This window comes from Geobacter sp. OR-1 (assembly GCF_000813145.1).
GTDB lineage: Bacteria > Desulfobacterota > Desulfuromonadia > Geobacterales > DSM-12255 > Geoanaerobacter.
Map to the genome: position 1 here is coordinate 21272 of NZ_BAZF01000011.1, position 20394 is coordinate 41665.

13 protein-coding genes and 1 pseudogene are annotated in these 20394 nt (G+C 55.6%); 6 read left to right on the plus strand and 8 right to left on the minus strand.

The window, feature by feature from the left end:
• Positions 1-28: 28 nt before the first annotated feature.
• The gene (locus OR1_RS12210; protein ID WP_052440423.1) at positions 29-3142 is read right to left on the minus strand and encodes a chemotaxis protein CheB; all 3114 of its coding nucleotides are present in this window, start codon (positions 3140-3142) and stop codon (positions 29-31) included.
• Between the two features lie 311 nt (positions 3143-3453).
• On the opposite strand from OR1_RS12210, the gene OR1_RS12215 reads away from it, so the two are divergent.
• The 6 genes and pseudogenes from OR1_RS12215 (at position 3454) to OR1_RS12240 (ending at position 11176) form a co-directional block, all read left to right on the plus strand.
• Positions 3454-4395 (plus strand): diguanylate cyclase domain-containing protein, encoded by a 942-nt coding sequence (locus tag OR1_RS12215; protein ID WP_041972159.1) that lies wholly within the window; start codon positions 3454-3456, stop codon positions 4393-4395.
• Positions 4396-4514: 119 nt separating this feature from the next.
• Positions 4515-6140 (plus strand): ABC-F family ATP-binding cassette domain-containing protein, encoded by a 1626-nt coding sequence (locus tag OR1_RS12220; protein WP_041972160.1) that lies wholly within the window; start codon positions 4515-4517, stop codon positions 6138-6140.
• A 100-nt stretch (positions 6141-6240) separates the two neighbouring features.
• Positions 6241-7131, plus strand: coding sequence for a PhnD/SsuA/transferrin family substrate-binding protein (locus OR1_RS12225; RefSeq protein ID WP_041972161.1), 891 nt, complete (start codon positions 6241-6243; stop codon positions 7129-7131).
• A gap of 589 nt (positions 7132-7720) precedes the next feature.
• Positions 7721-9325 (plus strand): annotated as a pseudogene (locus OR1_RS20885) (ATP-binding protein); the annotation flags it as partial.
• 182 nt (positions 9326-9507) lie between these two features.
• Positions 9508-9873, plus strand: a complete 366-nt coding sequence (locus tag OR1_RS12235) for a CZB domain-containing protein (protein ID WP_041972162.1) — start codon at positions 9508-9510, stop codon at positions 9871-9873.
• Positions 9874-9997: 124 nt separating this feature from the next.
• The gene (locus OR1_RS12240; RefSeq protein ID WP_041972163.1) at positions 9998-11176 is read left to right on the plus strand and encodes a methyl-accepting chemotaxis protein; all 1179 of its coding nucleotides are present in this window, start codon (positions 9998-10000) and stop codon (positions 11174-11176) included.
• Between the two features lie 2 nt (positions 11177-11178).
• On the opposite strand, the gene OR1_RS12245 is transcribed toward OR1_RS12240, so the two are convergent.
• The 7 genes from OR1_RS12245 to OR1_RS12275 form a co-directional block, all read right to left on the minus strand.
• Complete coding sequence (locus OR1_RS12245; protein WP_160295245.1) at positions 11179-12864, minus strand: response regulator; 1686 nt, start codon at positions 12862-12864, stop codon at positions 11179-11181.
• A 29-nt stretch (positions 12865-12893) separates the two neighbouring features.
• On the minus strand, positions 12894-13253 hold the full coding sequence (locus OR1_RS12250; protein WP_041972164.1) for a response regulator: 360 nt from the start codon (positions 13251-13253) through the stop codon (positions 12894-12896).
• Positions 13250-14863, minus strand: coding sequence for an ATP-binding protein (locus OR1_RS12255; RefSeq protein WP_237754285.1), 1614 nt, complete (start codon positions 14861-14863; stop codon positions 13250-13252). The genes OR1_RS12250 and OR1_RS12255 overlap by 4 nt, the downstream gene beginning before the upstream one ends.
• 130 nt (positions 14864-14993) lie before the next feature.
• The gene (locus OR1_RS20890) at positions 14994-16793 is read right to left on the minus strand and encodes an MASE1 domain-containing protein (RefSeq protein ID WP_052440426.1); all 1800 of its coding nucleotides are present in this window, start codon (positions 16791-16793) and stop codon (positions 14994-14996) included.
• Positions 16794-16809: 16 nt separating this feature from the next.
• Entirely contained in the window at positions 16810-17958 is a 1149-nt protein-coding gene (locus tag OR1_RS12265) for a two-component system response regulator (protein ID WP_041972165.1), read from the minus strand.
• On the minus strand, positions 17958-19823 hold the full coding sequence (locus tag OR1_RS21640) for an ATP-binding protein (RefSeq protein ID WP_082002928.1): 1866 nt from the start codon (positions 19821-19823) through the stop codon (positions 17958-17960). The genes OR1_RS12265 and OR1_RS21640 overlap by 1 nt, the downstream gene beginning before the upstream one ends.
• Complete coding sequence (locus OR1_RS12275) at positions 19820-20389, minus strand: YfiR family protein (protein ID WP_237754287.1); 570 nt, start codon at positions 20387-20389, stop codon at positions 19820-19822. The genes OR1_RS21640 and OR1_RS12275 overlap by 4 nt, the downstream gene beginning before the upstream one ends.
• Positions 20390-20394: the final 5 nt, after the last annotated feature.

Here is a 20394-nt window from a genome sequence, read left to right on the forward strand (position 1 = left end):
TGCCGATGCCATAGTGTTGGCATGCTCGTCATCGCTCTTTCTCGAAATCGAGGGGGTAGCGCTCCGGTTGCCCGGACAATCGGCACAGTTCGTTCACTTCCTTCTTGAGCTCGATCATGCGCAGTTCGCGCCCCACGGAAGCCTCATTGAAGCGGGTCAACTCCTCGTTACTCACCTTGAGATCCTTGAGATGGGACTGAATCAGCGCTTCCACGTGCTTCCGCTCAGAGATATTACGGGCCACATGTACCGAGCCGACCAAAATGCCCTGCTCATTCTTAAGCGGAGTAGTGCTGACCAGGAAGTCGCCGCCGAGCCGCTCCTCGAACACCTCGGACTGATGTCCCATGCCGTCGGCCATGGTCTGGGTATGGGGACAAAAGTCGGGAGGAGTTTCCAGGCCATGGACCACACGGTAGCAGACCTGCCCCACGCACTCCCGGGGAGTGATTCCCAGTTGCTCGGCCATGGCGCGATTGGCACGCACAACCCGGTGCTGGTCATCCATGATGGCAATAAGGTCCGGCACGCTGTCAAAGGTCCGTTCCCACTCCTCCTTGGCCCTGATGATCGTCTCTTCCATCCGCTTGCGCTGGGTGATGTCGATCAGGGTCACCACGATGCCGTCGATCTTCCCATCGGCAGACCGGTAGGGGAAAATCCGCTTCAGGTAGTACTGCTCACCTTCCAGGTTTGCGACCTCCTTCTCGGCAAAGGGTTGCCCTCCGAGCACCATCTCTGCGTCACGGGAAAGCGAGGCCCAATCGATCTTCCCAGCCAGGTGATGAAAGGGACGGCCCTGATCGGCCGGAAGCAGATTGAAGAGACCGGCTGCGGCCGGTGTGAACCCCTTGATGGTCAGCTCCCGATCGAGGAAGATGGTGACGATCCCGGAGCTGTCCAGCAGGTTCTCCATGTCGCTGGTGCTCAGGTTCAGCTCCTCCACCTTCTGCTGCAGCTCGGCGTTTACCGTTGCCAGCTCCTCGTTCAGGGCCTGCAGCTCTTCCTTTGAAGTCTCCAGTTCTTCATTGGTGGATTGCAGCTCTTCATTGGCCGACTGAAACTCCTCGTTCATGGAGATCAGCTCTTCATTGGCAGAGAGGAACCCCTCGTGGGTGGACTCCAGCTGTTCGGTAGTGGCATGAAGCTGCTCGTGGGTTATGCGCAGCTGTTCCTCCAACTGCCGGACCAGCATCTCCCCGGTGGTTTCGTCACCGCAGAGAGATTCTTCCCCCGCGGCCGGGATAAAGGCCATGGCAGCGGTAGAGACCTGCTCAAAGACGACCATAGCAAGTTTATCGGACGGATGACCGGCTTCAAGGGGCTCCACCAGAAGGTTCACCGTCAGTTCCTGTTCGTCGATAACAACATTGACCCCCCGGAAATCGACCTGCCGGTTTTCCGCAAATGCCTTGTAGATCGCGGCGCGCAGGGCGGGTCGAAGCTCTTCCCTTGCCATGCGCAGAATGTTCCGGCTCGGTTCTCCCAGTGGGACTTCAAGAAACCGGTTCAGGCTGGTGGTGACATGCATGACCTCGAATTTCTCGTTAACAATCACACAGGGGGGGGCATAGCGTTCCAGGAGGAGTCTTTCGGTCACCAGAACCGGCCCCCTTTCCACGGCTTCGGCCGGCCTGTGGTGGCCGGGCATGCCGGAAAGGTACCTGACCGGGGTGGTGAAGGGGAACATGGGGTCAGGCCGGTGCTTCCCTTCCTTGCGCTCAAACAGTTTCCACTTCTTGTCGATTGAGGCAAACAGGTCGGTGCTGCGCCCAACTGTTTCCGAACTTCCCAGAAAGAGGAATCTCCCGGGCTTCAGAACCTGATGAAACAGGGAGATGAGCCGCTTCTGCATGTCGGGGTTGAGGTAGATCATGAAGTTGCGGCAAACGAGAAGATCGAGTTTGGAGAAAGGGGGATTCTTGATCAGGCTGTGATGGGCAAAGACAATCATCTCCCGCACCTGCTTCACCACCTGCCAGCGCTTGCCGCTCCGGGTAAAGAACGCCTTGAGCCGCTCCTCGCCCACTTCCGCCTCGATACCTTCCAGGTAGAGGCCGGCCCGGGCCTGGGCGATCGAGATTTCGTCGATATCGGTGGCAAATATCTGGAGCTTGGCACTGATCCCATGGCGGTCGAGGTATTCCCTGATCAGGAATGCCATCGAATAGACCTCTTCACCGGTGGCGCAGCAGGCGTGCCAGATCCGCACCGGTTCGTCGGGGTCGTGATCGGCGAAGAGCCTGGGAATGACCGTTTTTTCGACCATTGCGAAGGCTTCGGGATCGCGGAAGAAGCCGGTCACCCCGATGAGGATGTCCTGAGCCAGGGCCTGAGCCTCCTGAGGGTTCTCATCGAGCAGCGCCACATACCTCTTGATCCCTGATACCTCGTTCACTGCCATCCGCCGTTCAATGCGGCGCATGACCGTATTAGTCTTGTATGAGCTGAAATCGTGGCCGGTTCGGGTCTTTACGATACCGAAGATAGCGGCCAATTCATCATCAAAGGACATTATCCGGCAGGCAGGAGGTTGAATGTGGCAGGCTGTGCCGGCAATTTCGGCAATCTTGGCCGCTATCTCGTCCATGGGAAGGACATAATCCACCGCCCCGGTCGCAATGGCGCTCCGCGGCATGTCGGGGTGCATGGCCGACCCCGGTTCCTGGACGATAACAGTGCCGCCGGCTTCTCTGATCGCCTGCACCCCCTTGGAGCCGTCGGTGCCGGAACCGGAAAGGAGAACTGCTATGGCGCGCGCCCCGTTTTCCTCTGCCAGAGAGCGGAACAGACGGTCAATAGGATGATTCACACCTCTTAGGGCGGGCTCTTCCAGATGGAGCAGTCCCTGGTTAACGACAATGTCACTGCCGGCAGGGATCACCTGGACCCGGTTCGGGGCAAGCGCCATTCCCTCTTCGGCAGTCACGACCGGCATGGTAGTGTAACGTCCCAGCATTTCGGCCAGAAATGACGGACCGGCAGGCGGGATATGCATGATCACCACGAAAGAAAGGCCGCAGTCCGTGGGAATGGCGGTGAAAATCTGTTCCAGCGCCTCCTGGCCACCGGCAGATGCGCCGATCCCGACAACAAGGCAACTCAATTGCTTCTCCAAAGCCCCTCCGGTGTTACTCTCCATGTTCGTGGCTCTTCCATTGCGTTTGTTATATATACTTAGAAACTATTATTGCTTCGACAACTTTTTGCATTCCGCCATGCTGAGGCCAATTTCCAGCTGCGACGCCCCCAGCGCAACCCTTATAGAGACAAATGTTGCTATCCCTAAATTTTATAATCATTGCATCAGAATGCAATAAGCCGAAATCAATCGGTTATCGGCAATTTTATTGTCTGGCACAAATCCTGCCTATAAGACCTTGTATATTACCCGGGAGTAATATCCCGATCAAACCGGTTTAGTATACCGCTGATCCGGCAGGAGTATAACCTATGGACATTCCAAAGGATATAATAAGCAATACGAGCCTCCTGTATGTCGAAGACGACGAACTCACGCAAGAGTTGGTTATTGAGATCCTGCGGTTCAAATTCCAGCAGATTACCCTTTATCAGGCTAACAATGGCCGGGACGGCCTCAATCTCTATGTTGAAAAACATCCTCATATCGTCATCACCGACATTCGCATGCCGATCATGGATGGCATCGCAATGGCAAGACAGATCAAGGAAATTGACAAAGACAGCCAGATCATCATCCTGTCGGCAATAGATGAGATAGACTATATTTTAGAAGCGATCGATATCGGCATCAACAATTATGTGCTGAAACCGCTAAAAATGGAAAAGTTTGTTGCTGCTGTAGAACGATGCCTCAACAATATCTGCCTCAGAGAGCAGCTCAAGCAAAAAGAAGAGTATATCAGCAGCATGGCCTACTATGACTTTCTTACCGGTCTCCCGAACCGGCAGCTGTTGACTGAGTTTCTGCATAAATCCGTAGCTAATGCCCAGCGCCATAACCGGTGCTTGTCCTTGTTATCACTCGATCTGGACGGTTTCAAAAGTGTCAATGACACTCTCGGGCATGCTGCCGGCGATGCACTGCTCAAGGGCGTTGCGCAGCGGCTGCTGTCCTGTTGCCGCCGGGATCAGGACACTGTGGCCAGGTGGGGGGGGGACGAGTTCATCGTTCTGCTGACCGATCTGAACGGAGCGCATGAAGCCCTCAGTGTGGCGCAACAGATAATTACCGCCTTTGAGCAGCCATTCACTGTCCACGGCCAGGCGTTGACCATCGGCATAAGTATCGGTATCGCCTTCTTTCCCGACAACGGCACCGATGAAGAGACCCTGATCAGGAATGCCGACACAGCCATGTATTGCGCCAAAAAAAACTGGCCGCAACCGGTATCACTGCTATTCACCCTTTAAGATGTCTGCCTGATCCCCGGTCTTGACTGTTCCGGCGCAGCCCCTTTCAGCAGTTGACAATCCCCCTTCCGCAACGCATAATCCGTCGGTTTTTTGAACAACTTCCTCTTGGAGTAGCGATGATACACCTGTCCAATATTGCCAAACAACACGGCACCCAGCTGCTGTTCAGAGATGCCGGCTTTCAGATCCTCCCTGCCAGCAGAGCCGGACTGGTCGGCCCTAACGGCGCCGGCAAGACCACCATCTTCCGGATCATCACCGGCGAGGAGGAGGTCGATGGCGGCGAAATTACTTGCGCCAAGCGGACGACCATCGGTTACTTCTCCCAGGATGTCGGTGAAATGTCCGGCCGCACGGCCCTGGAAGAGGTCATGGCCGGTTCGGAGGCGACCGTGAGGCTTGCGGCCGAGCTCAAGGAGATGGAGACCGCCATGGGCGAGCCGCAATCCGATGACGAGATGGCAGCGCTGCTGGAGCGGTACGGCGAGGCAATTGAGGAGTATGAGCACCGCGGGGGATATGATCTGGACAGCCGTGCCCAGACTGTGCTGACCGGCCTGGGGATCGGTCCGGACCGGTTCAATCACCCGGTGGAGTCGTTCAGCGGCGGCTGGAAAATGCGGATTGCCCTGGCCAAGATCCTGACCAGGCAACCGGATGTACTGCTTATGGACGAGCCGACCAACCACCTGGACGTCGAATCGATAATCTGGCTGGAAGAATGGCTGGCATCGGATTTCAAGGGCGCGCTCCTGATGACCAGCCATGACCGAGAGTTCATGAACCGGATCGTTACCCGCATCATTGAAGTAGCCAACAAGACCGTAACCACCTATGGCGGCAATTACGACTTCTACGAGCGTGAGCGCGACATCCGCCGCGACCAGCTGCTGGCCAGTCACAAGCGGCAGCAGGAGATGCTGGCCAAGGAAGAGGAGTTCATTGCCCGCTTTGCCGCCCGCGCCTCCCATGCCGCACAGGTCCAGTCGCGGGTGAAGAAGCTGGAAAAGATCGACCGGATCGAGATCCCTGCCGAAGAACGGGCGATCAGGTTTGAATTCGCCGAGCCGCCGCGCAGCGGTGACGACGTGGCCTGCTTCAGCGATCTGGCCAAGAGCTGGCAGCTCCCCGGCGGCGGCGAAACCCCGGTGTTCAGCGGGGTATCGGGAATAATCCGCAGGCAGAACAAGATCGCCGTGGTTGGCGTCAACGGCGCCGGGAAATCCACCTTTCTCAAGGTCCTGGCAGGTCAGACCGAACCGACCGGCGGCACTGTCTCTCTGGGCGCAAATGTCGCGTTGGGCTATTTCAGCCAGCACGCCATGGACCTGCTCGAACCGGGGAAAACCGTATTCGAGACCGTTCAGGATGCCATGCCGCTGCTGAACATCGGCGTGATCCGGAACCTGCTCGGCGCCTTCCTCTTTTCCGGCGATGCCGTGGACAAGCGGATCGAAAACCTTTCCGGCGGCGAAAAGAGTCGCGTGGTACTGGCCACCCTCCTGGCCCGACCGATCAATTTCCTGGTGCTGGATGAGCCGACCAACCACCTGGATATCCGCTCCCGCGAGATACTGCTCGATGCCTTGCGGAGCTTTACCGGCACCGTGGTGATTGTGAGCCACGACCGGCACTTTCTCAGGTCGCTGGTGGACAGGGTATTCGAGATCGATCATGGCGAGATGAGGAGTTATGAGGGGAATTACTCCTACTACCTCGAAAAGGCGCACAACGCGGCATAGTCAGATTCAGCGGCGGCGCGGTTCCCCTATTACTGCGATTTTCCACCTTGATTGCGTTAAATCTCCTGTTATCCTTACAGATAACATGGAGGTATGAACCATGAAGAACCGCTTTACCCTGCTGACCTTCCTGGCAGTGGTATTCAGCGCATCTCTTGCTTTTGCGACCCCGGATCCGGCATCAGGCGCCAGGGATGAACGGAGTCCCGCTACCTATACATTTGCCGTGATCCCCTACTATACCCCGGAAAAGATCTGGAAACTCTTCTCTCCCTTTGTCGACCATCTTTCCAGGGTAACCGGCCAGTCGTGGAAACTCCAGCTCTACAACAATCATGATGAATTCATCGAGGATATGTGCAATGGCAGGATATCCGTCGCCCTTGCCGGACCGGTGCCGCTTGCCAGGGCTTATAACAAATGCGGGATAAACCCTTTTCTCGTCGCCCTGGCAAAGAACGGCAAGCCCGACTACCACTCGGTCCTGGTGACGAATAATCCGGACATCAAGACCATTCAGGAGCTGAAAGGGAGAAAGATCGGGCTGTTCAAGGGTTCGACAGCGGCTCACATACTACCGGTAAAGATGATGCAGAGTTCGGGGATCAAGTTGTCCGACGTCCAACCGGTGTTCCTGGAAAGCCAGGACCGGATACTTTCGGCGCTCCTGTCCGGGGAGCTGTCTGCCGGCGGCATGAAAGAATCCCTATACCAGCGGGCCGGAAAGGGTCATCTCACGGTTCTGGCCACATCCGAGGCGCTCCCGAATTTTGCCCTGGCCAGCCTCCCCTCTTTCCCGGCAAAACTGCGCGAGCAGCTGGCCTCAGCACTGCTCAGAATAAAACCTCTTGCCAACCCCAGACATGCCGAGACCGTCAAACAGTGGGACGATGAAATCAAAAACGGTTTTGCGGCGCCCGGCAAGGATTTTCTGCCGGAAATATTGAACCTTTATTCGATTTACTGGGAAGTCACCAATGGCTCCAGATAGATACAGCCTTGGGTACCGGTTGATTGTCCCCAGCTTCATCATCATAGCTCTTGTCTTTGCCTCGCTCACCTATCTGATCTACACGATTTCGCAAACCATCCAGGATGACTATTCCCGTTTTTCTCTGGCCGCCGTAAACGGCGAAGCGCGGAAAATCCTCTCTGCCGCCGCTTCGGAGATGACTGCGGCAGACCTCTCCGGAAATCAGGTGGTTACTGCAGCGATGCAAAAGAGCGTCAAAGAGGCGTTGACGCTTTTGTGGCAACGCATGAACCATGACGGCGTCATTGCGAAGGCGGACGGCACCATCCTGTTCAGCACCCTTCCGGAAGACCGGTGCCGGGCCATAATAACCGGCGGCAATTCCGGCTATTACATCGCATTGGCTCCTTCCGGCAAATCCCGGTGTTATGCGCAACGGTTTCCCCTCTGGGACTGGCGGGTGGTTTCCGTTGACCGGAATTCGCGATCCCTTATGGACAGGAGCATGGCAGGGCTATTACTGCCGGCCGTTTCCCTGGGAATCCTGTTGATGACCGGCGGTGTTTTCCTGGTACTGAGAAAAACCCTCAGGCAACCGATGGAACAGATGGTCTCCGCCCTTAAGCATGGTAAAGAGATAGAGGCAACCGGGCTCACGGAGTTCGACTTTATCGGCAATGCCGTTAACGATGCCTTTGCCCGGCTGCACGAACGGGAAACGGCCCTGGGAAACGAGCTGCAGGAACGGATCAGGGTTGAAAACGAACTGCGCGCCAGTGACGAGCATATCCACAGGCTATTGAGCTTTACCGAAGAGGGGATCTACGGCATCGACACCAAAGGTAACTGCACGTTCTGCAACCTCTCGTGCCTCAAGATGCTGGGGTACGAAGAGGAACAACTGCTCGGTGTCAATGTGCATGATCTGGTCCATCACTCCCATCCTGACGGCACAGCGTATGCCAACCGTGAATGCAGGATTTACCTGGCTTTCCGCGATGAGGTTAATGTCCATGTGGATAACGAGGTGTTCTGGCGATCCGACGGCAGCAGCTTCCCGGTCGAATACTGGTCGCACACGGTCTATGAGCAGGGGAAAGTGACCGGGGCGGTGGTGACCTTTATCGATATCAGCCAGCGAAAGCTGCTCGAGGACCAGCTGATCCAGGCCCAGAAGATGGAATCGATCGGCCGGCTTGCCGGTGGCATTGCCCATGACTTCAATAACCTGCTGACTCCGATCAAGGGTTACGCCGAGTTCCTGATGCAGGACCTTGCCGGGGATACGCCGGCCGTTGCCAAAGTGAAAAGGGTTCTCAAGGCCGCAGACCGCGCGCAGACCCTGGTCCAGCAACTCCTGAGCTTCAGCCGCAAGCAGATCCTGGAGATGAAGGTCATTGACATCAACCAGACCATTACCTCCTTCTACGACATCATGCGGCGTACCATCAGGGAAAACATCAATCTCCGCCTCTATCTGTCCGACGAAACATACGGCATCAGGGCGGACAGGAACCAGATTGAACAGGTCATCATGAACCTGGCGGTGAATGCCCAGGACGCCATTGCCGGCCGGGGCGAAATCACATTTGAAACCGCCTTTGTCCTGCTGGACGACGAGTATGCGAGCAATCATGCCGAGGTGACGCCGGGCCGGTTTCTGATGCTGGCAGTGACTGACAACGGTTGCGGCATGGACAAGGAAACCAGGCAACGGATCTTCGAGCCGTTTTTTACTACCAAGGGGGTCGGCAAGGGAACCGGCCTCGGGCTGGCCACGGTTTACGGGATAGTCCGCCAGCATGGGGGTAATATCTGGGTCTACAGCGAGCCGGGCAAAGGCACGACCTTCAAAGTTTACTTCCCGATAGTCGACGATCAACTGACATACGAGCCGCATGTCCCGCAGGCAGAACTCTCTTCCCCGGCTGAAAGACTGCACATCCTGGTTGTGGAGGACAATGAGATGGTGCGGACCATGGTGGATGAGCTTCTTTCCAGGCGCGGCTACGATGTAATCTCGACCGAATACCCGAAAGAAGCGCTGCAGATGGTTTCGGGACGGCCACTGGACCTCCTGATCTCAGACGTTGTCATGCCGGTCATGACCGGACCGGAACTGCACGAGAAGCTTCTTGAAAGCTACCCGGGGTTGAAAGTCCTGTACATGTCCGGTTACACCAGCAATATCATTGTCCACCAAGGGGTACTGGACGAAGGGATCCACTACATTCAGAAACCTTTTGCCGTTACGGAATTCGCCCGGAAGGTCGAGGCGATATTGAATTCATAATTCCGGAAGCGTTACGCCACCAGCCCCCTTCGCCGCCTTGACTTCAGCTCTCTTCATTGTAGAATTATTACACAATATATATGGCAGGTATGAGGTTAACAATGAATTATGCCAGAGAGATCAACAAGGCAATAGCCAATCATGGTTATTGGAAAGTTCGATTACATGACGCCATTGAATCCGGGAAAAGCGACTGGACGCCGGACCAGGTGGGGAACGATTCCCTATGCGAGTTCGGCAAATGGTTTTACTCGCTTCAAGCCAAAGAAGGGTATTCGGAATTCTGGCAAAAAACCAAGACGCTCCATGAGCGGTTCCACTCCAATGCGGCTAAAATCCTGAAGATGGCGCTTACAGGTCATAAAGAAGATGCGCTGGCAATAATGAGAGACATGGAAAGCGAATTTGTCCTCACCTCCATTGAGTTGACCAACACATTGAATGAATGGAAGAAATCGGTCTCGTAATCAACCGCTCTACCAGTATTTTGTCCCTGATGTCAGAAAAAGTCAGATTTCGCTAAACACTCTCATTAGTCTGCCGATAAAAAGTACTGGTGACCTCGATATCGACTAATTGCGGGAGGAAGCAATGAATGCTCTGTTGAATCTTTACATGCACCTGAAAATCCGCACCAGAATCATTCTGCTCTGCTTGTGTTACAGTTTCTGCATTATTGTGGCAGTAATCGCCGGCCGTTCGTTTACCACTATTCAGGCGGTTATATCCACCGCCACGTTTGTCCTCCTCGGGATGTTATTCAGCTGGCTGCTCTTCTGGACGGTCAATGACGCATTGCAGCGCATGCTTGCCTATCTGACCACCATGGGAAAAGGAGATCTGACCCAGTCGATCGCCCCCAAACGGAACAACGAAATCAGCGATATTATCCGCGCCATCGGCACCCTGCAGACAACCATGCGCGACATCATTTCCCAGCTGTCGCAGACCGCGGAAAAGGTCTCTACGGCATCAGGCCAGCTTCAGGCCAACGCCGACCAGATTGCCGCAGGGACAGAGAGTGCCGCCTCCCAGACCAATACGGTCGCGGTTGCCAGCGAGGAAATGGCCGCCACTTCGGGCGACATCGCCAACAACTGCATGAGCGCTGCGGACAACTCTTCCCGCGCCGGCGAAACCGCAAAGTCGGGAGCCGATGTGGTTCGACAGACCACGGTCTGCATGGAACGCATTGCAACCAGGGTCAAAGGCGCAGCGAAAACCGTTGAAAATCTGGGCAACCGCTCCAACCAGATCGGAGAGATCATCGGGACCATCCAGGATATTGCCGACCAGACCAATCTCCTGGCGCTCAACGCCGCCATAGAGGCGGCGCGCGCCGGCGAGCAGGGACGCGGCTTCGCAGTAGTGGCCGACGAAGTCAGAGCCCTGGCGGAACGGACCACCCGCGCCACCCATGAAATCAGCGATATGATCAAAACCATTCAGCAGGAGACTACCGGAGCTGTTGCCGCCATCGATGAAGGGGTTAGCGAGGTGGAAAAAGGGACGGAATTCTCGGAGAAGTCGGGGCACTCCCTGGAAGAAATTCTCCTGCAGGTCAACGATGTCACCATGCAGATCAACCAGATCGCCACTGCCGCCAACCAGCAGACCGCTACAACCGGAGAGATTTCCAACAACATCCAGCAGATTACGGCAGTCATCCAGCAGACCGCTCACGGGGCCACGGAAACCGCTTCCGCGGCAGCCACACTTGCAGTGCAGTCCAGGGAACTGCAACGCCTGGTCGGTCAGTTCAGGCTGTGAGTTTACGATTGGCAACCGTCAAAAGCGGCTCTTAACTTCCGGGCAAGATCGGTCGGCGTCAGCGGCTTCATGAGGATTTGCGCGTCATCGTCCAACAGGTTCCGTTCATGAATAAGGTCATGCGGGTAGCCGCTGGTGAAGACAATTTTTATATCCTTTTGCAGCTCCTTGATCTCACGGGCCGCTTCCCTGCCGTTTTTATACGGCATAATGACATCCATCAGCACCAGGTCCACTTCAGCCCCCTTGTCACGAAACAGCTGCACAGCTTCCCGGCCGTCCTGCGCCAGCAGCACCTTGTAACCAAGGGTAGTTAAGAATGACTCCAGGTACTGCCTGATCGGCGCTTCGTCATCAACAACCAGAATGGTCTCGTCCCCATGCTCCAGCGGCAGCTGACCGATTCCCGCCCCATCCGCTGCAAATTCGCCCGACATGAGCGGCAGCAGGATTTTAAAGGTAGTCCCCTGCCCGGGCTCGCTGTAGACGCTAATGTGTCCATTATGCTGTTCCACGATCCCGTAAATGATTGAAAGCCCCAGACCGGTCCCCTTGTCGGTTTCCTTGGTCGTGAAAAACGGCTCGAAAATCCTTTGCCGGGTATTTTCGTTCATACCGGTGCCGTTGTCGGCAAAAGTAAGGAGAGCATAGCGTCCGGGCTTGCCGTAGCCGTGCATCCGGATAAACTCATCGTCAACAACGACAATATCAGTTCCGATCGACAGGATGCCGCCATCGGGCATGGCATCGCGCGCATTTGCCGCCAGGTTCATCAATACCTGCTCGACATGCCCTCCGTCGGCATATATCAGTATTTCTTCCACCCGCTGAGACGTTATCAGCTTAATGTCCTCGCCGATGATCCGGCGGAGAAATTTTTCTACGTTCCGGATGCAGCTATTGAGGCTCAACAGCTGCAGTTTCATCTCCTGCTTCCGGCTGAAGGTCAGCAGGCTGCGGGTGAGGTTCGCGGCCCGGTCGGCTGCGGCAAGGATATGATCTATGTTCTCATGCATAGGATCTTTAGCGGCCATCTTCAACTTCATGACGGAACCAAACCCGAAAATGACCGTCAGGATATTATTGAAATCATGGGCAATACCGGTGGAAAACCGGCCGATTGCCTCCATCTTCTGCACCTGGCGCAGCTGTTCTTCAAGATGCCTCTGATCGAGCATCTTCTGTTCAAGCTCCCGGTTGGCCTGCTCCAGGTCAAACATCTTCTTTTCCAGCTTGCGGAACAGGGCCTCATTATACTCTCTCAGCAGCTCGCCTTCTTCAGGATGTGCAGCTTCGGTACGGCTCTCAGCGCCGGACCGGTTTCCGGCCAGCACCTCGCGGATTATCACCATCAGGTCATCAGGTTCCTGGGGCTTGATGACGAAGCGGTCGGCACCCAGCCCGAGCGCCAGCTCTTCGTCTTTCTTTTCGATGAAGGTCGCGGTGTAAAAGATGAACGGTATCTGCCGCAACCGCTCGTCGGCCCGCCATTCGCGGCAGAGAGCATATCCGTCCATCACCGGCATCAGGATATCCGAGATAATAAGATCGGGTGGAGACTTCCGGGCCGATTCCAGGGCTTCCGCGCCATTGGCAGCTGCCAGCACCCCAAAGCCGTTCCCTCTCAGCAGAACATCAAGGAAATACAGGTTTTCGGCAATATCATCGACAATCAGAACGTTCAGCATGACCATGCCACTCCTTACTGTTCCCTTCTCTACAGGTGCGACTCCACCTGCTGCATAAAGGTATCAGGGTTGATCGGTTTTTCAATATAGCCGTTGCATCCGGCTGCCAACGCCTTGTCCCGGTCGCCGGCCATGGCATAGGAGGTAACCGCCACAATCGGAATCGAGGCCAGATCAGCGTTGGCACGGAGCTGCCGCGCCACGGAGTATCCGTCCATGAGCGGCAGCTGGATATCGAGCAGGATCAAATCCGGCTTCACTGCTGCGGCAAGGTCGATCCCCTCCCGGCCATCCAGGGCGGAAAGCACCTCATAGCCATGTTTTTCCAGGATAAACCTCACCAGATACAGGTTTTGCTCATTATCCTCGATATAAAGAACCTTTTTCATGCTGATCCCCTTTCCAGCGGAAGTATAAGAGTAAATGTGCTTCCCTTGCCAAGACTGCTTTCGACACGGATGCTGCCGCCCATCAGCTCAGCCATTTTCTTGCAGATGGAGAGCCCCAGGCCGGTCCCTTCGTATTTTCGGCTCAGGCCGGTGTCGATCTGCTGAAACGGTTGGAACAGAAATTCCTGGTCTTCAGCCTTGATACCGATACCGGTGTCGGTCACACTCGTTACATAGTTGCCGTCTTCACGCACGCAACGAACTGAAATGCACCCCTGTTCGGTGAATTTGACCGCGTTGCTCAACAGGTTTAGCAGGATCTGCTCCACCCGGCGCTCGTCACTGGCGATGAGCCCCACATCATCAGCCACCTCGACAGACAAGCCGAGTCCCTTTTTCTCGGCCATGGGTCGAATAGTCTGCGCCTCCTTGAGGATAGAATCCCTAAGATTGAACGGCTCCAGCACCACCTTCAGCTGCCCGGCCTCGATCTTGGAAATATCCAGGATATCGCTGATCAGGGAGAGCAGGTGATTGGCGCTATTTTTGACCATGTTGAGCTGCTTGGCCTGCTCCTCATTGACCGGCCCTCCCAACTCCTGCAGCAGAATGCCGGTAAAACCGATGATCGAGTTGAGCGGCGTCCGGAGTTCATGGGACATGGTAGCGAGAAAAGCCGATTTCAAGCGGTCCGCCGCTTCGGCCCGGTCCCTGGCAACGGCAAGGTCCTCCAGTGCCTCCCGTAACTTCAGATTCGTCTCCTGCAGCGTGAGTGTCCGTTCTTCGACACGCTGCTCCATCTCTTGATTGATCTGCTTCAACTCCCTGGTACGGGCAGTGACCTGGTACTTCAACACAAAACTTCCCACCAGGCTTATGAGCAGGGTTGTGCCCAGGACAAGGCCACAAAGCAATAGCCATGTCGGCAGCTTGAATTGCACCTCTTCGGATGTCCAGCGCTTCATTGCCGCATAATATGCCGAATTAGGATCTTTTTTCAGCTCGGCAAGATGGCGGTCAATGATCTCCGGCAATTTGCCGGCAGAGTTCTTGGGCGCAGCGAAAAAGAAAGGAGCCGGATCAAACATGATCGGTGTATCTTCAAGCCCTGACTTTCTTGCATACATCAGCCCGTAGAGCCGGTTAGTGAGGCCGGCGTCGGCCTTCCCCGCGGCAATCATCGCAAATTCGGTTTTGTAATCCGGCACAGGAATGAGAGTAAACTTCAACCCGAAGCTGGTGATCATCCGGTTGAAGGTCTCAAGCTGGATCGTTTTTTCCAGAGCGGCAACCCGTTTGCCGTTCAGGTCCAGTATTGACTGGATACCGCTCCCTTTGGGGGCATAGACCTGGGACCATCCGGTCAGGACCGGGATCTTGTGAAAGGCGAAAACCTTTTCGCGCTCCGTCGTGTAAGCCACGTCCGGCATCAGGTCGATTTCACCTTTTGTCACGCGTTCCAGGCCTTCAGCCCAGGTGCCGGGAACATAACGGATATTCCACCCTTCGATTTTGGCTATATGCTCGATGATCTCGATAAAAATGCCTGATGGTTTGCCGGAGTCTGAGGTGAATATTTTGGGAGCATTCTCATAGACTCCGACAGTCACGGTACGAACTTCGGCTCCGGCCGGAAGGGCTTGAAAACATGATAAAGCCAACAAGACATGCAGCGCAAAATAACAGCATGGAGATAAGAAAGAAATGCGCGCCATTGAAATATATCGGTCAATTTTCCGCTTAAAGACAGTTGACATCCAGCTCCCCTCGATCGAGCGGCAACAAAAAACTGAAGGTGCTCCCCGTGCCAAAGATGCTTTCAACACGAATGCTGCCACCCATCATCTCTGCCATTTTCCTGCAGATGGAGAGCCCCAGGCCGGTCCCCTCGTACTTGCGGCTCAGACCGGTGTCAACCTGCTGGAACGGTTGAAACAGACGTTCCAGGTCGTCGGCCTTGATGCCGATGCCGGTGTCGGTCACATTCGTCACATAGTTACCGGCTTCTAGCATGCAGTGAACTGAAATTGACCCATGTTCGGTAAACTTGACCGCATTACTCAACAGGTTGAGCAGGATCTGCTCCACCCTACGGACATCACCGGTGATGATCCCCACATCATCAGCCACCTCAACGAACAAGTCGAGTCCTTTTTTCTCGACCAGGGGGCGAATAGCCTGCGCCACCTTAAGCATAGAATCCCGGAGGTTGAACGGCTCCAACACCACTTTCAGCTGGCCGGCCTCGATCTTGGAGATATCCAGAACATCGCTGATCAGCGACAGCAGGTGATTGGCGCTGTTTTTCACCATTGTAAGCTGCTTTTCCTGCTCTGTGTTGATCGGCCCGCCCAGCCCCTGCAACAGGATACCGGTAAAGCCGATGATGGAGTTGAGCGGTGTGCGCAGCTCGTGGGACATGGTGGCCAGAAAGGCCGATTTCAAATGGTCGGCAGCCTCGGCCCGCTCCTTGGCAACGGCAAGCTCTTTTTCGGCCCTGACACGCTCTTCGATCTCTGTCGTCAAGCGTTCATTGGCTCCCTGCAGTTCTGCGGTCCGTAAAGTGACCTGTTTTTCCAGATTGTCCTGGTACTCCCGCAAACTGTCTTCTGCCCGGTTGCGAGCACTGATAAGCGTAGAGAGGATCAATGTCGATGCCGATGCCACCCCGAGATAAGACTGTAGAAAAAGGAGTGCGTTATTCAGCGGTTTACCGGCAAACGGGCCTAAGCCGTTGACGGTCCAAAGCAGGAAAGTCGCCATGACCAGCGTCACGGTGAGGGCAGTCTCGAATTGACCGAAACGAAAGGCGGTCCAGAAAAGAAGAGGGAAGATCAGGTATTCCAAAGGGGCATTCAGGTGAAAAATGATGATTTCAGTGAGCAGCAGAGCTGCCAGAAGAGCGGCAGCTTCCGCTGGTTGCCATCTGTACCGGCGAAACGCGCCGCGCTTTTCCCAGGTAAGGAGCAGCGGCGCGAAAACCAGGGCGCCCACCGCGTCCCCCAGCCACCAGGTCAGCCACATCTGGCCGCAACGGGACCAGTCGCTACCGTAAACAGAGAAACTGACGGTTCCGATGGTCGCGCTGATCAGTGGGCTTGCAAGCGCACCGAACAGCATGAAATATACAGCATCAAGCGTGCAGTCGAAAGGAAGCCTGCCGGAAATGAAGCGGCTGACGAGATATGCGCCAACCAGCGCTTCCAGGGTATTCCCGGCCGCCGTACTCAATGAAAGCAACAGCACCGGGAGCGAAGCAGAGGAACTGCCCGCCACCACCAGGATGTTTGCCAAAAAGGCTCCCAGAAATATTCCGGGCCAGAGGTGAAGTCCGAAAACAAGGCAGGCCGCCAGGGCAACCCCGGTCGGGGGCCATACTGCCGTGGCATTGGTATGGTCGAGCGCAAGCAGGAACCCGAGCTTTGCCGTCAACAAGTAGGTAAGAGCAACAGCGGCATTCTGAGACAATCCAAGCAGAAAGTGTCCGGCCGGACCGGCTTGAACTTTGAATGACTGCGCCTTTTCGATAGATGAAAACATAGTTACCTGACCCTGTTCACTGCATATCTGACTTTTCTGCGTTCAATACTGCATAATCTTGCGCTATCTGCCGGAACTGATCCTGAAGCGCGATAAATGCCGCCATGATATCAGGATCAAAATGGCTTCCTTTGCCTTCGGCCAGAATCTGCACCACCTTTTCATGAGGCATTCCATCCCGGTAAACCCGGGCGCTGATCAGCGCATCATAGACATCGGCAACGGCCATCAGTCGCGCCGAAATCGGGATCTCGTCTCCGAGCAGTTCACCCGGATATCCGGTTCCGTCCCATTTTTCATGGTGGGAGAGGGCGATTTCCTTGGCAATGCGCAGGAATTCCACATCGGCGCCCAGAGAGCGCTCGGCATGCTCGATTGCGTCCCACCCGATCTGAGTATGTGTTTTCATTATTTCACCCTCTTCAGGTTCCAGAGGGCCCGGCTTGAGCAGGATGCGATCGGGGATGCCCACCTTGCCGATGTCGTGAAGCGGCGCCGACTTGTACAGCATTGTAATGTTGCTGTCCGAGAGAAACTCCTCAAACCTGGGATGTGTTTTCAGTTTCAGGGCAAGCGATCTGACATAGAGCTGTGTACGTCTCAGGTGGTTGCCGGTGGCGGAATCGCGGGTCTCGGCCAGTGATGCCAGGGCCAGGATGGTAACCTCCTGCAGAGCCCGCACCTCGCAGGTGCGGCGCTCCACTTCCTGTTCCAGAAATTGGTTCTTGTCGCGGAGAAAATCAGCGGCAGCCTTCAGTTTAAGTTGTGTCTTGACGCGCGCCGTAAAAATGGGAGGGCTGATCGGCTTGGTGATATAGTCTTCAGCGCCAAGCTCCAGGCCGTGCTTCTCATCCTCCATTTCGGTGCGCGCGGTAATGAACATCACGGGGATAGCGCAGGTTGCCCTGTCCGCCTTGAGTTGCCGGCAGACTTCATAGCCATCCATGCCCGGCATCATGATGTCGAGCAGAATCAGGTCCGGCTGGTCCTCCGAACGGGCGATCCGGAGCGCCTTTTCACCGTTGTTGGCCACCTTGACCCTGTAATACTCTTTGAGCAAGGCACTCATCAGCGCCAGGTTTTCCGGGGTGTCGTCAACCACCAGCACTGTCGGTCTCTTGCCGGCAGCGGCTTCTCTGTTCAACTGGAAACTCGCATCAACCATCAGGCCGGCACCCCTTTGCCACAGGAATCGGACTGCTTCATTGCCTTCTGCAGCGTATTAAGTGCCGCCTCGAAATCGAAACGCCTGATCGCCCCATCGATAACGGAGAATTCCAGGGGAAATGAGCTCCTGAGCAGATCGCTGTTCGCGCCGAGCAGGTCACCGGCCGCGGCATCGTCGTCCTTCAGCAGTCCGGCAAGCTTGAGACAGACGGCTTCAAGTTTCTCCCTGTCAACAGTGGCCGGGACAACGCTTGGCATCGCAGCCGGTTCCACCCCCGGTTTCACAACTGTGACCTCGACTACGGGCGCTATTTGATCACCCCGAACCGGAGCCGGCAATATGTCACCCAGCTGTTCTCCGCTGTTATCGACCGGCAGACTGAACCAGAACGTGCTTCCGGCTCCGTATTCGCTCTTGACGCCGATCTCGCCACCCATAAGGTTGGCCAGCCGCATACAAATGGAAAGTCCCAGGCCGGTTCCCTCGTATTTACGGCTCAGGCCGGAGTCAATCTGGTGGAACGGTTTAAACAGCCGTTCCAGATCTACATCTTCAATGCCGATCCCGGTGTCGATCACGCTGGTCAGATAGTACCCGGCTTCACGCACGCAACGAATTGAAATGCCTCCTTGCTCCGTGAATTTTACCGCATTGCTCAACAGGTTGAGCAGGATCTGCTCCACCCGTCTAACATCACTGGTAATAATCGCCACGTCAGGGGCAACCTCGACGGACAGTTCAAGCCCCTTTTTCTCAGCCAGGGGACGAATGGTCTGCGCCACCTTGTGAATCGATTCCTGAAGGTTGAACGTCTCCAGTGCCACCTGCAACTGGCCGGCTTCGATCTTGGAAATGTCCAGGATATCGCTGATCAGGGAGAGCAGGTGACTGGCGCTGTTTTTGACCATGTTCAGCTGTTTGGCCTGTTCCTCGGTGATCGGCCCCCCGAGACCCTGCAGCAGAATGCCGGTAAAGCCGATGATGGAGTTGAGCGGGGTGCGCAGTTCATGGGACATGGTGGCAAGGAAGGCGGACTTGAGCTGATCGGCAGCTTCGGCGCGCTCTTTGGCTTCCTGCAGCTCGACCGTTCGTTCCGCCACCCGCTGTTCGAGTCCCCGGTTGCTGTCAACAAGTTCCCGGTTCTGGATTTCTATGGTCTCCAGCATGCCGTTGAACGACTTGACCAGAACCCCGATTTCATCGTCGTTGCCCTGCGGAACCCGGACGGAATAGTCCTTATCCTGGGCAATCAACTGCGCGGTATGCGTGAGGGTCGTTATCGGCTCGGAGACGATCTGCTGCAACCGGGACGAAAGAACAAAGGCAACCAGCCCGGCGCCGAGCATGATCAGCACTGTGGAGATCAGGTAGTTGCGCCAGAGGAGGTCGAGTTCGGCAAGATTCGCCCGCACACAGACCACGCCGATCTGTTTCCCTTCCGAAAGGATCGGCTCGAAGACTAACAGTTGCCGCTGGGCAAAACGGTGCAGCCGCGTATGCTCAGGTGCAGGAAAGGGGTCGCCTTTTGCTCCGGGAGCATTATAACGTGCGAAGATCGAGCCGCTTTCCGTGTAGATGCACGCCCCGGTGACAGACGGTTTGATCCGGAGAGCTGCCAGGTTTTCCCTGGCCAGATTCTGATCGTCGAAAAGAAGCGCGGCGTTGCTGCGGTCGGCAATGAGCATTGCCAGGGCCGACAGATCCTGCACCATATTCCGCTTGACGTGGTATCGGTTATAAAACGTAAATGCCGTACCAGCCACCAGAAGACCGATGATCGTAGTTGTCATGGCGATCAACACGAGCTTCTTCCTGATCGGAAGCTTATTGATAAAAATCACGGCATTTCTCAGCTGTTTCATGGCACGACCCGCGCAATTTCAAAAAGCTTGGCACTGACCTTCAAACCGGCCTGGCGCACCGCTCGCTGGCTGATCTCGATCTTGACCCGATCCTTTTCGGTTATGAAACTTACCATCCCCCCTTTTTGCGAAAACTGAGAAATATCGCTGACCGTCAAGGTTTGCGTCCCCTGCAGCCGCTGCAGGATAAACGGCAGCTGCTGTTCTTCGGAACGGCTGATAAACATCAGGTGGCACTGGGGCAGCGCATTCAGATCCTTCACTCTTTGGATCCTGATCGGCCTCCCCTTCACTTCGCGATTGGACAGTTCCCCCAATACTGTGCGGATCGGGTCTGTGCCGACAACGCAGATCCTGAACGGCTCACGCCCTCCATCGTCGGACCAGTCGACAAATTTGGTGAAATTATAGATATAGGCGGCCTTGACCTTGATCTCCAGATCGCCGGCCCAGGCCGGGTGCAGCGTGATTGTTGCAGCCGCCAGACAGACAAGCAGTGCCGCTGCACGCGTAAGAAGACCGCTGAAGCGATACCTTCGATAAAACAACCGCAGTACTGTCAGCACAATCC

Excerpts from the sequence above, each read along its gene's own strand:
- OR1_RS12210 (WP_052440423.1), bottom strand. The coding sequence starts at position 3,142 with ATGGAGAGTAACACCGGAGGGGCTTTGGAGAAGCAATTGAGTTGCCTT.
- OR1_RS12215 (WP_041972159.1), top strand. The coding sequence starts at position 3,454 with ATGGACATTCCAAAGGATATAATAAGCAATACGAGCCTCCTGTATGTC.
- OR1_RS12220 (WP_041972160.1), top strand. The coding sequence starts at position 4,515 with ATGATACACCTGTCCAATATTGCCAAACAACACGGCACCCAGCTGCTG.
- OR1_RS12225 (WP_041972161.1), top strand. The coding sequence starts at position 6,241 with ATGAAGAACCGCTTTACCCTGCTGACCTTCCTGGCAGTGGTATTCAGC.
- OR1_RS12235 (WP_041972162.1), top strand. The coding sequence starts at position 9,508 with ATGAATTATGCCAGAGAGATCAACAAGGCAATAGCCAATCATGGTTAT.
- OR1_RS12240 (WP_041972163.1), top strand. The coding sequence starts at position 9,998 with ATGAATGCTCTGTTGAATCTTTACATGCACCTGAAAATCCGCACCAGA.
- OR1_RS12245 (WP_160295245.1), bottom strand. The coding sequence starts at position 12,864 with ATGCTGAACGTTCTGATTGTCGATGATATTGCCGAAAACCTGTATTTC.
- OR1_RS12250 (WP_041972164.1), bottom strand. The coding sequence starts at position 13,253 with ATGAAAAAGGTTCTTTATATCGAGGATAATGAGCAAAACCTGTATCTG.
- OR1_RS20890 (WP_052440426.1), bottom strand. The coding sequence starts at position 16,793 with ATGTTTTCATCTATCGAAAAGGCGCAGTCATTCAAAGTTCAAGCCGGT.
- OR1_RS12265 (WP_041972165.1), bottom strand. The coding sequence starts at position 17,958 with ATGGTTGATGCGAGTTTCCAGTTGAACAGAGAAGCCGCTGCCGGCAAG.
- OR1_RS21640 (WP_082002928.1), bottom strand. The coding sequence starts at position 19,823 with ATGAAACAGCTGAGAAATGCCGTGATTTTTATCAATAAGCTTCCGATC.